This is a genomic window from Nostoc sp. C96 (assembly GCF_059384975.1).
In genome coordinates this window covers 2,226,132-2,238,638 of record NZ_CM182020.1, presented here as the reverse complement: position 1 = coordinate 2,238,638, position 12,507 = coordinate 2,226,132, and the positions used below count along the sequence as shown (strand labels likewise).

Annotated in this window: 9 protein-coding genes; 8 read left to right on the top strand and 1 reads right to left on the bottom strand. The window is 42.0% G+C overall.

Annotated elements, in window-relative coordinates; translation table 11 throughout:
* Position 1 precedes the first annotated feature (1 nt).
* On the top strand, positions 2–2,644 hold the full coding sequence (locus AC504W_RS09705; protein ID WP_494877554.1) for a GAF domain-containing protein: 2,643 nt from the start codon (positions 2–4) through the stop codon (positions 2,642–2,644).
* Positions 2,645–2,748: 104 nt separating this feature from the next.
* On the opposite strand, the gene AC504W_RS09700 is transcribed toward AC504W_RS09705, so the two are convergent.
* Positions 2,749–3,012, bottom strand: a complete 264-nt coding sequence (locus tag AC504W_RS09700) for a DUF7219 family protein (RefSeq protein ID WP_096575716.1) — start codon at positions 3,010–3,012, stop codon at positions 2,749–2,751.
* A gap of 734 nt (positions 3,013–3,746) precedes the next feature.
* On the opposite strand from AC504W_RS09700, the gene purC reads away from it, so the two are divergent.
* The 7 genes from purC (at position 3,747) to AC504W_RS09665 (ending at position 12,494) form a co-directional block, all read left to right on the top strand.
* Positions 3,747–4,484, top strand: a complete 738-nt coding sequence (gene purC, locus AC504W_RS09695; protein WP_494877553.1) for a phosphoribosylaminoimidazolesuccinocarboxamide synthase — start codon at positions 3,747–3,749, stop codon at positions 4,482–4,484.
* A 110-nt stretch (positions 4,485–4,594) separates the two neighbouring features.
* Positions 4,595–7,177, top strand: a complete 2,583-nt coding sequence (locus AC504W_RS09690) for a BamA/TamA family outer membrane protein (RefSeq protein WP_494877552.1) — start codon at positions 4,595–4,597, stop codon at positions 7,175–7,177.
* A gap of 127 nt (positions 7,178–7,304) precedes the next feature.
* Positions 7,305–8,174, top strand: coding sequence for a UDP-3-O-acyl-N-acetylglucosamine deacetylase (gene lpxC / locus AC504W_RS09685; RefSeq protein WP_494877551.1), 870 nt, complete (start codon positions 7,305–7,307; stop codon positions 8,172–8,174).
* 57 nt (positions 8,175–8,231) lie between these two features.
* Positions 8,232–8,753, top strand: coding sequence for a 3-hydroxyacyl-ACP dehydratase FabZ (gene fabZ / locus AC504W_RS09680; protein WP_096575724.1), 522 nt, complete (start codon positions 8,232–8,234; stop codon positions 8,751–8,753).
* 252 nt (positions 8,754–9,005) lie between these two features.
* Positions 9,006–9,827, top strand: a complete 822-nt coding sequence (gene lpxA / locus AC504W_RS09675; RefSeq protein ID WP_494877550.1) for an acyl-ACP--UDP-N-acetylglucosamine O-acyltransferase — start codon at positions 9,006–9,008, stop codon at positions 9,825–9,827.
* 168 nt (positions 9,828–9,995) lie between these two features.
* Entirely contained in the window at positions 9,996–11,159 is a 1,164-nt protein-coding gene (gene lpxB, locus AC504W_RS09670) for a lipid-A-disaccharide synthase (protein ID WP_494877549.1), read from the top strand.
* Between the two features lie 93 nt (positions 11,160–11,252).
* A complete protein-coding gene (locus AC504W_RS09665) occupies positions 11,253–12,494 on the top strand; it encodes a DNA cytosine methyltransferase (RefSeq protein ID WP_494877548.1) in 1,242 nt (413 codons plus the stop codon).
* The last annotated feature ends 13 nt before the right edge of the window (positions 12,495–12,507 follow it).

The following is a 12,507-nucleotide window of genomic DNA, read 5'->3' as shown; positions in this document are numbered from 1 at the left end:
CATGACTCTTCCCAATCCTGGTAGCGTCTTGGCTACATTAACCGAACTTACGCAAGTTAATCGCACCCACGCTTTACTGCGTCGCGTCAAAGACCTTTCTGTTAACGAATTTGTTTGTCTACTAGATTTTATAACAGCTGAGTTCCAACAATTTCTCAGAGCGATTGAATTAATCAATAATGAAGCTCTAGAAACTATGTTGGAAAAGGTACTAGAAGCAATCACTTTGAAAATTGGCCAAATTTTGCAAGCAGAACACACAGCTATTTTTTTAGTTGACTATGATAAAGGTCAGTTGTGGTCAAAAGTTCCTCAAGATAATAGCCAAAAATTTTTAGAAATTAGAACCCCGATTAATGTAGGAATTCCTGGTCATGTTGCGAGTACAGGCCAATACTTGAATATTTCTGAAACTGCTACTCATCCCTTATTTAGCCCAGATTTAGAAAAGCAAATGGGCTACAGAATTCGTAATATTTTATGTATGCCTGTTGTGAGTAGTAAAAGTCAAACTGTCGCTGTAGTCCAACTAGCAAATAAAGAAGGCGACATTCCTTTTAATCATGAAGATGAAAACTGTTTTCGAGATTTTGCTGCTTCTATTGGGATTATTTTAGAAACCTGTCAGTCTTTTTATGTAGCAGCCCGCAATCAACGAGGTGCTACAGCACTGTTACGTGCTACTCAAACACTAGGGCAAAGTTTAGATTTAGAAGCAACTTTGCAAATAGTCATGGAGCAAGCCCGAATTTTAATGCAGGCAGACCGCAGTACGCTATTTTTGTATCGTAAAGAAATGGGCGAACTTTGGACAAAGGTAGCAGCGGCTGCGGCTCCAACAGATTATCTTGAAATTCGGATGCCGGCAAATCGTGGGATTGCTGGCTATGTAGCATCTACAGGGGACGCATTAAATATTCCTGATGCTTATAAAGACCCCCGCTTTGACCCCAGTACAGATAGAAAAACTGGCTATGTAACTCGGAATATTTTATGTTTGCCAGTGTTTAATTCTGCTAACGAATTAATTGGGGTAACACAGCTAATTAATAAGCAAAAAGGTAGTTTCACCGCTTCTGATGAAGAGTTTATGCGGGCTTTTAATATTCAAGCAGGCATAGCATTAGAAAATGCGCGATTGTTTGAAAATGTCCTGCTAGAAAAACAGTACCAAAAAGACATTTTGCAAAGTCTTTCTGATGCGGTAATTTCTACTGATATGATTGGTGGCATTGTCACAATTAATGATGCCGCCTTAGAGTTATTAGGTTGTCCTTTAGGAGATGCTAATAACAAAAGCAATAAATTATTATGGGAACAAAATTTAATTGGTCGCTTTGTTTGGGAAGTAGTGCCAATTGAAAATTTACAAATGCGTTTAGAAGATAGTTTAACATCAGGTGCGAGATATTATGTCCCAGAGCAAAGTCTGATGGTAGGCTTATATCAAGCATTGATTTTAGAAGGGCGAGTGAGTAGCGAAATTCAGGACGCGGATCAACTTCCGTTACCGCTCCAAAATGGGTTTGCGGCTGGGCAAACGGGGATGACTCATCAGTTAATTTTAACAGTCCGCGATCGCACCAACCCCGATATGTTTATTCCTTGGAATTTACTCCTCACTCCCCCATCTCAGTTAATTCCTATCAGTCAGGTAGAACAGTTAGAACGCAGTATTAATCTGACAGTTAATCCCCTGACTAACCCAGAAGGCGGAGTTAGAGGTGGTTTGGTAGTTTTAGAAGATATTAGTCAAGAAAAACGCCTAAAAACTACAATGTATCGTTACCTCACTCCCCATGTAGCTGAACAAGTTATGGCTGTGGGGGAAGATGCTTTGATGGTGGGTGAACGTAAGGATGTGACTATCTTATTTTCTGATATTCGTGGTTACACCACTTTGACAGAAAATTTGGGGGCGGCGGCAGTAGTCTCCCTGCTAAACCAGTATTTTGAAACAATGGTAGAGGCAGTTTTTAATTATGAAGGCACTTTAGATAAATTTATTGGCGATGCCTTAATGGCTGTGTTTGGTGCGCCCCTACCACTCACAGAAAACCATGCTTGGCAAGCGATACAGTCAGCTTTAGAGATGCGCCAACGTCTGGAAGAATTTAATCAACGGCGGATTATTCAGGAACAGCCACAAATTCGCATTGGGATTGGGATTAGTTCTGGGGAGGTGGTTTCTGGTAATATTGGCTCTCACAAACGTATGGACTACACCGTGATTGGTGATAGTGTCAACTTAAGCGCCCGTTTAGAAGCTGTAACAAAAGAATATGGCTGCGATATTATTTTGAGCGAATTTACCTACCAATTATGCAGCGATCGCATTTGGGTGCGTCAGTTGGATCAAATTCGCGTCAAGGGTAAACACCAAGCAGTTAATATCTATGAGTTAATTGGCGATCGCCAAACTCCCCTGGATGCTAATACCCAAGAGTTTTTATTTCACTATCATAATGGCCGGGCTGCTTATTTAGCCAGGGATTTTGCCGGAGCGATCGCTTATTTTACCGCCGCTAAACATAATCGACCCAAAGACCAAGCTGTAGAAATTCATTTAGAACGCGCTCATAATTATCACAAAACACCACCGCCAGATTCTTGGGATGGTGTTTGGACAATTGTCAGCAAATAAAGGCGTAATTTGTGTACTATATGACAAAAGCTGTTTTATTTTTTATTACGTAATAAGTAAAAATTATTTTTTTGCTTCTTACTATTTATTTATTCTTGCTTTTCCTATGAATCTTCAGCTTCGCCCCCTTCATTTTTAAAAGGATTCTCGCCAATTTGTAACTGTTTTTTACTCTGCTTTAACTGTTTCCACAAAACTCTAATTTGTTCATAGGCTGCTTCTGGGGGAATTTTTCCACCTGTTTCTAAGCTACAAACATAACTAACTTTCTGAGCAAATTCTTGAAGATTTGCATTAAAGACTAAGTTTTCTGGTTTGACATGGCCATAATAGCGACCATGAGGGTAAAGAAAATCATCTTTGTCCACTATCCGATGCTCCACTTATGAAACTCCGTTATTGTTTTAATATCTGACTTTAAGCAATCACTTATGCACATATCTTGTGTCTCAAGGCAAAAAAGCTTAATCAACATTGATATAAAAACAATAGTTGTGCAGAATTGCTAATAGTTTACCCTTGTGCCAATTGCTAATTAACATTCTCTCCAATTAAATACCTATATTTTAAATAGCTTTTTACTGAGTCATATTTTATACTATTTTTTATTTGCAAGAGAAAAAATTAGGTTGATTGGTAAAAAAATCTACAGTCAGAGTGTAATATTTTTCTGGGTAATTTACCTCTACTAGAGGTTATATACTATATATCTGAGAATCAGCTTTGGGTAATTAATCTTAACCAAAACTTGATGTAGTTGGCTAGTGGCAGTTAATGAACCAACTGCTACTTTTTTATGGCTCAACAGAGGTCATAAACAATTTTATGAGGCATTTTATTTTACTTTTAAGGAAGTCTAAGTAAACCAGCTTTTATAGCAATAAATTGAGTTATGGAGATAGTAACAAGATTTACGGGTAAATACTCAGTAATCTTTATAGAAAGCTACTGTAGAAACCCCGCAAATATTATTTAATCATTTATTTTGAATCCTATTCATTACTCACTTACAATTGATTGGCTAATCTTTGTTAACTAAAGATAAAATGGTGAAGCCCGAAAGGACACAAGTCTCCCAGTGCTGAAAAGTTTACCTCCTACCATGTCTGTTCATTCCAAGCTCTACGAAGGCAAAGCGAAGATCCTCTATACAACAGATAATCCAGAAGTCTTGTTGGCTGATTTTAAAGATGATGCCACTGCTTTTAACGCCCAAAAGCGTGGAAGTATCCTTGACAAGGGAAGAATTAACTGTATTATTTCTAGCCAATTATTTAAAAAATTGGAAGCCAATGGGATTAAAACCCACTTTATTGACAGCCCAGCCCCCCATCAAATGCGGGTAAAAGCCGTTAAGATTTTACCGTTAGAAGTAGTTGTGAGAAATATTGCGGCTGGTAGCCTCAGTCAACAAACAGGTTTACCAGTAGGGACAGTTTTAAAACAGCCAATAGTTGAGTTTTATTACAAAAACGATCAATTAGGAGACCCGTTGCTGACAAGCGATCGCCTATTCTTGATGGAACTAGCTACAGCGGAACAAGTAGACATAATTAAGAATCTAGCATTGCAAATCAACGAGTTTCTGCGTAGCTTTTGGCAGCAATGTGGCATTACCCTAGTAGACTTCAAACTAGAATTCGGCTTAGATTCACAACAGCAGATACTCCTGGCAGATGAGATTAGTCCAGATACCTGTCGTTTGTGGGACACAGCAGAAACTGACCCTAACCGCCGGGTAATGGATAAAGACCGCTTCCGCCGAGATTTGGGAAATGTAGAAGACGCTTACCAAGAGGTTTTACAACGAGTGCTACAAACAGTAGACAGTAAAAATTAAACTGATATACCTTGTCATTGGTCATTGGTCTTGACAAAGGACAAATGACCAATGACTAATGACTAAGTAACTAGTGTGTGATTGTGTGCGGAAGTGAAGAGGAATATAAAATGCGTTTATCTCCTATATTAGTAGCAGCTGTAGCAATTGCAGCGCCATTAAGTGGCTCTCTCAGAGCAAATGCCCAAACTGCTGAAGGGTTACAACAGACAGCTAAATTTGTCCAACCCTCGACAAGTCAGCCACAAGAGAAGGACGCAGGCCAAAGTTCAGCAAGGGAAAGTTTAAAATCTGCGAGCAACTCTACAGAGGCTAAGGTACTTAAAGATACTCAACCTCAGTCTGTGAAACTTTTACCAACACAGTCAGCGGTAAAACTCAAACCACAGATAATAGTACCAACAATTGCCCAAACTCCAGAAACAATTCCCAACCCTGAGACTCAACAGCCCACTACCGTTCCAGATAATTCATCTCCAACAACCCAACCGACACCTGCACCAGAGAATACCAACCCGCCAACGACAATAGAACCCGCATTTCCTACAACTCCCAGTAACACTCAACCAGGAAATACCATCCCATCGACAATAGAACCCGCATCTCCAGGTAATACTCAGCCAAATAATACTCAACCAGAGAATACCAACCCGCCAACGACAATAGAACCCGCATTTCCTACAACTCCCAGTAACACTCAACCAGGAAATACCATCCCATCGACAATAGAACCCGCATCTCCAGGTAATACTCAGCCAAATAATACTCAACCAGAGAACACCAACCCGCCAACGATAGAACCAGCATTTCCCACATCTCCAGGGAATACTCAGCCGAATGGCGCTACCGAAACAACAGAACCAAGGGTGTTAGTCTCAGAAGTAGTAGTGAGGCCTCAGACAGGACAATTAACACCAGAATTAGAAGAAAAAGTTTATCAGGTCATTCGGACTCAACCAGGGCGAACAACCACCCGCACACAGTTGCAAGAAGATATTAATTCTATCTTTGGTACAGGTTTCTTTTCCAACGTTCAAGCATTACCAGAAGATACACCTTTGGGCGTGCGAGTCAGCTTTGTTGTTCAGCCCAACCCTGTACTGACACAAGTGCAAATCCAAGCTAATCCTGGTACTGGTGTCGCGTCTGTTTTACCTACCAACACGGCGGATGAAGTGTTTAAGGATCAGTATGGCAAAATTCTCAATTTGCGAGATTTACAAGAAGGCATCAAAACCTTAACCAAACGCTATCAAGACCAAGGTTATGTATTAGCCAACGTGATTGGTGCGCCCCAAGTTTCGGAAAATGGAGTTGTGACTCTGCAAGTAGCAGAAGGCGTAGTGGAAAATATTAAAGTCCGGTTCCGTAACAAAGAAGGTCAAGAAACAGACGATCAGGGTAGACCAATTCGAGGACGGACACAAGAGTATATTATTAAACGCGAAGTAGAATTAAAGCCAGGACAAGTATTTAACAGAAATACAGTACAAAAAGACTTGCAACGGGTATATGGACTAGGATTATTTGAAGATGTGAATGTTTCCCTAGATCCTGGTACTGATCCCAGTAAAGTAGATGTGGTAGTCAATGTAGCCGAACGGAGTAGTGGTTCGATCGCCGCAGGGGCTGGTATTAGTTCTGCTAGTGGATTATTTGGTACGGTGAGCTATCAACAGCAAAACCTCAACGGGAGAAACCAAAAACTAGGTGCAGAAGTCCAGGTGGGAACAAGGGAGTTACTGTTTGATTTACGCTACACAGACCCCTGGATTGCTGGCGACCCTTATCGTACTTCTTACACAGCTAACATTTTCCGGCGTAGTTCCATTTCTTTGGTATATGAAGGCACAGATGAAAACGTTGAAACCTTTAGAAATGCTGGAGATACAGATGGCGATCGCCCCCGTGTGCTGCGGTTAGGTGGTGGTGTTACATTTACCCGCCCTTTATCTAATAATCCCTACGAACGCGCAGAATGGACAGCTTCAGCTGGTTTGCAATATCAACGCGTTTCCACCCGTGACGCTGATGGCAATCTCAGAAGATTTGGGACAGTGTACACAAATGGAGTAGCTGGAGAATTAATTCCCTTGAGCTTTTCGGGAGAAGGCCAAGACGATTTATTACTATTACAATTGGGTACGCAGCGCGATCGCCGTAACAATGCCCTACAACCTACGAGTGGTTCTTTCCTCCGCTTCGGAGTTGATCAGTCAGTTCCTGTAGGGCTAGGTAATATTTTACTCACTCGATTACGGGGGAGTTATAGCCAATATATACCCGTTAAACTGCTTAACTTTACTAAAGGCGCACAAACCCTAGCTTTTAACATTCAAGGCGGAACTATCCTGGGTGACTTACCCCCTTACGAAGCCTTTACTTTGGGTGGTAGTAATTCTGTGCGCGGCTATGAAGAAGGTACACTAGCCAGCAGCCGCAGTTACGTGCAAGCAACTTTAGAGTATCGCTTCCCTGTATTTTCTATCGTTAGCGGTGCAGCCTTTGTGGATTTTGGCAGTGACTTAGGTACCAACACTAGGGCGGCGGAAGTCCTCAACAAAAATGGGACTGGCTATGGTTATGGTCTGGGTGTGCGCGTGCAATCACCTTTGGGGCCAATTCGGATTGACTACGGTATTAACGATGATGGTGACAGCCGCATCAATTTCGGCATCGGCGAAAGATTTTAAGTTGGTCAAAAGTCAATTGTCTATAGTCAATAGTCAATCGTTTTCAATTATTGACCTTTGACCACTGACTCTTGACTCTTGACCCCTAACCCTTGACTATTTATTAAGGTGTATTAAATTTTTGCCGATGCAACAACACACCATCACCGGGGAAGTCTACCAAACAGGAGTTGGTTTACATAGCGGTATTACTACCAATGTGCGGATATTACCAGCCCCAGCAAATAGTGGGCGTTATTTTGTGCGGGTAGATTTACCTGATTTACCAATTATTCCTGCCCAAATTGCAGCAGTTAATGAGACTGTTCTCTCAACTCAATTGGGCAAAGGTGAAGCATCTGTTCGGACAGTTGAGCATTTGTTGGCAACATTAGCAAGTATGGGTGTGAATAATGCCCGCATTGAAATCGACGGACCAGAAGTGCCGCTATTGGATGGTTCAGCACAGCTTTGGGCAGCCAGCATTGCTCAAGTTGGCTTACAACCACAATCAGTAGATGATCATCAAGAAAACTTGGTAGTCAAAGAACCAATCTGGATTTATCAGCAAGATGCTTTTGTTGGTGCCATCCCAGCAGCAGAAACTCGCTTTAGTTATGGGATTGATTTTGATTTATCTGCAATTGGGAATCAATGGCACAGTTGGTTGCTGGCTACTGATGTGAATGAAACTGCTGTGAGCTTTACGGCGGAAATTGCACCTGCGCGTACTTTTGGTTTATTACATCAAATAGAATACTTACAACAAGCTGGATTAATCAAAGGTGGTAGCTTGGATAATGCGCTCGTTTGCGGGTCGGAAGGATGGCTAAATCCGCCATTAAGATTTGCAAATGAGCCAGTCCGTCATAAGATATTGGATTTAGTAGGAGATTTGAGTTTATTGGGAATTTTCCCGCAAGCACATTTCTTAGCGTATAAAGCCAGCCACAATTTACATATTCAACTCGCGCAAAGGATTTTAGCAGCACAGCAAAATCCCACTGACAAAATCTGAGGGGGTTTCAGCGCCATCCCACTTAAATTTTTCTAGTCAAAGTCACACAAACCGCCAATGTCAATTCTTGCAGAAGTAAATAGTAGCGATGCGATCGCATCCTCATCTATTGCCACAGAAACTCCAACTGTATCTGAAGTGAAAAAAACCTTCACCTCTGAAGAAATTCAGCAGTTGCTACCCCATCGTTATCCCTTTTTACTGGTAGACAAAATTATTGACTATGTACCAGGAAAAGTGGCTGTAGGCGTTAAAAATGTTACTATTAACGAACCTCAATTTCAAGGACATTTCCCCGGTAGACCACTCATGCCAGGTGTGCTAATTGTTGAAGCAATGGCACAAGTAGGCGGAATTGTGTTAACACAACTGCCAGAATACAATGCAGGTGGACTGTTTGTATTTGCTGGTATCGATAAAGCCCGCTTCCGCCGTCAAGTTGTTCCTGGAGATCAACTAATCATGACAGTGGAACTGTTATGTATCAAACAACGTCGGTTTGGGAAGATGCAAGCTCGGGCCGAAGTTGATGGACAACTCGCCGCTGAAGGCGAATTGATGTTTTCTTTAGTTGGTTAACAACTTGTTGGAGTGTCTAAGTACAACCGTGATGTACCTAAACTCAATCCTGAAAAAAGATAACAAGTCAACAATTGTCCACAATAGTATTTGAAAATTTCTTGATTTTCGCTGCCCTCTCGGACGAGACGCTACGCGAACACACCTAACTTGCTTCGCCCAACACACTTTCGACAGCTGAAGTTATCACAACTCAGCAACACCAGTTGCCACAAAGCGCTGGCTTCTCAAGACAGTTCTGGAGATTCACCCTTGAAGACTCTTATTCATCCAACGGCTGTAGTTCATCCTAAAGCGGAACTCCACCCTACAGTGCAAGTCGGTGCCTATGCTGTGATTGGAGCGCATGTCAAAGTTGGCCCTGAAACAATTATTGGCGCTCATGTAGTGCTAGAAGGGCCTTGTGAAATTGGGGCGCGAAATCAGATTTTTCCAGGTGCAGCTATCGGTATGGAACCCCAGGATCTCAAATTTGTGGGAGAACCTACCTGGGTCAAAATTGGTGACGATAACTTAATTCGGGAATATGTCACCATTAATCGTGCCACAGGTGAGGGAGAAGCTACAATTATCGGCAGTAATAACTTGCTGATGGCTTATGTCCACGTTGCACACAACTGCATAATTGAAGACCATGTAGTCATTCCTAACTCAGTGGCCTTAGCTGGTCATGTCCATATCGAGTCTCGTGCCAGACTAGGTGGAGTGTTGGGAGTTCATCAATTTGTTCATATTGGTAGGCATTCAATGGTTGGTGGAATGTCACGGATTGACCGAGATGTGCCGCCATATATGTTAGTTGAAGGCAATCCTGTACGCGTAAGAACCCTCAACTTAGTAGGGCTAAAACGCTCTGGGATGACAGCTAGTGACCTGCAAACGCTCAAAAAAGCTTTCCGCATTCTCTACCGTTCTGGTTTGACTTTCAAGCAAGCGTTAGAACAGTTAGAACAGTTAGGAGATACAGAAGAACTACAGCACCTACGCCGCTTTATCCTTCTATCGCAAATGCCAGGAAGACGCGGTTTAATTCCGGGTAAAGGTAGAGCTTCTAGCGCTAGTGATGAGTCTTAGGTTAGTGACGGGAAATTAGGGGTTATACAATTTTGGATTTGAGATTTTGGATTGAGAATGTAGGTTTGATGAATCCAGTGATCTAAATCAATTTTTAAATTGGTACGAAGTAACTCCTAATTTCTCAGCTTTTATATCTAAAATTTTTACGAAATTTTTAATGATCAAATGCGGATATTTATCAGCACTGGCGAGGTGTCTGGCGATTTGCAAGGGTCGCTGTTAATTGCAGCCATACAACGCCAAGCGGTTGCTGCTGGGTGGAAATTAGAAATTGTTGCCCTTGGTGGTGAGAAAATGGCCAAGGCAGGAGCAACAATTTTAGGCAATACCAGTGGTATTGGCTCAATGGGTCTTTTAGAATCTCTGCCATATATTGTACCAACTCTATTAGTACAACGAAAAGCGATCGCCTACCTCAAGCAGAACCCGCCAGACTTAGTTGTGCTGATTGATTACATGGGGCCAAATCTTGGTATCGGCACTTATATGCAGAATAATTTGCCCGATGTGCCGGTGGTCTATTACATTGCTCCCCAAGAGTGGGTATGGTCAATGAGTTTACAAAATACATCTCGAATTGTGGGATTTACGGATAAACTCTTGGCGATTTTCCCCGAAGAAGGGCGTTATTATCAAGAAAATGGGGGAAATGTTAGCTGGGTAGGTCATCCGTTAATTGATCGAATGCAGGACGCACCCAATCGTCAGGCGGCGCGTGCCACATTGGGAATTGCACCAGAACAAATTGCGATCGCACTGCTCCCCGCTTCTCGTCAGCAAGAACTCAAATATCTTTTACCCATAATTTTTCAAGCGGCTCAGACAATTCAAGCTAAATTACCCCAAGCTCACTTTTGGATTCCCTTATCTTTAGAAAGCTTTAAACAACCAATAGAAGCAGCAATTCAAAGTTACGGTTTACGAGCAACAATCGTATCTGGCCAACAAAAGGAAGTATTTGCTGCTGCTGATTTCGCCATTACAAAATCTGGCACGGTTAACCTAGAACTGGCGCTGTTGAATGTGCCGCAAGTTGTGGTTTATCGCCTGAATGCCATGACAGTGTGGATTGCACGGAAAATCCTCAAAGGTTCCATTCCCTTTGCTTCACCAGTTAACTTAGTGGTGATGAAGGAGATTGTGCCAGAGTTATTACAAGAAAAAGCTACAGCAGAAAATATCACTCAAGCAGCGATGGAGTTATTACTGAATCCTGAACGCCGACAACAGACATTGACAGGTTATGCCCAAATGCGACAATGTTTAGGAGAAGTTGGTGTATGCGATCGCGCTGCTCAAGAAATTTTGCAAATGCTCAATAAAGTATGAAGGATAAAGTATAAAGTCTGAAGTGTGAATTAAAAAAGGGCTAGGAGCAAGTTACTTTTTACTCAGCACTCAAAACTCAGCACTCAGCACTTAATGAGAAAACGACGACCAATCGCAGTTGATTTGTTCGCAGGCGCAGGTGGTATGAGCCTTGGCTTTGAACAAGCTGGCTTTGATGTATTGGCAGCCGTAGAAATTGACCCCATTCACTGCGCCACACACGAATTTAACTTTCCTTCTTGTACAGTGTTGTGCAAGAGTGTAGAAGATACCACAGGAGAAGAAATTCGCCAGCGTGCCAAAATAGGCGATCGCGAAATTGATGCAGTTATTTGTGGTAGTCCCTGTCAAGGCTTCTCACTTATGGGTAAACGGGTTTTTGATGACCCGCGAAATTCTTTAGTATTTCACTTTCATCGCTTGGTATTAGAATTACAACCAAAATATTTTGTGATGGAAAACGTTCGCGGTATAACTGTTGGCGAACACAAACAAATCCTCAAAAGTTTAATTAGTGAATTCCAATCTCACGGCTATCAGGTAGAAGAAAATTATCAAGTTCTCAACGCTGCTCACTACGGTGTACCACAGTCCCGTGAGCGCTTGTTTTTGTTGGGAGCTAGACAAGATGTCAAATTACCAAAGTATCCCCAGCCAATTACCCAAATAGCCAAGCCAAATCAGTTAATCAAAAAAAATTCCTTACCACTGAGTCCCACAGTGTGGGATGCGATTGGTGATATCCCAGAAGTGGAAAATTACTCAGACTTATTAGAAAAAGATTGGGTATTTGCTGAGTATGGCAAACCTAGCGATTATGCCATGATACTTCGCGGTATCAGCACTTTAGCAGATAATTATGCCTGCGATCGCCAATTCGATGCCCGGATTCTTTCTTCGAGTTTCCGAACAAAACACTCATCTACCACTATTCAACGCTTTCAAGAAACTCCCCAAGGCGAAAGAGAACCCATTAGCCGCTTCCATAAACTACATCCGGCTGGTGTTTGCAATACCTTAAGAGCCGGAACAGATAGATACAGAGGTTCATTTACATCTCCGCGACCAATTCATCCGTTTACACCTCGTTGCATCACAGTTAGGGAAGCAGCAAGACTACATTCTTACCCAGACTGGTTTAGATTTCATATCACCAAATGGCATGGTTTCCGCCAAGTTGGTAATTCTGTACCGCCACTTTTAGCAAAAGCTGTAGCAAAAGAGATCATCCGCAGTTTAAAAGTCATTCCCTTCAAACCCAGTTTTTCACAGCAGCTAGGAGATGAAAAGCTATTGCAATTGAAGATATTCACAGCAACACAACGTTATTTATAGCAAGCGAAGCATA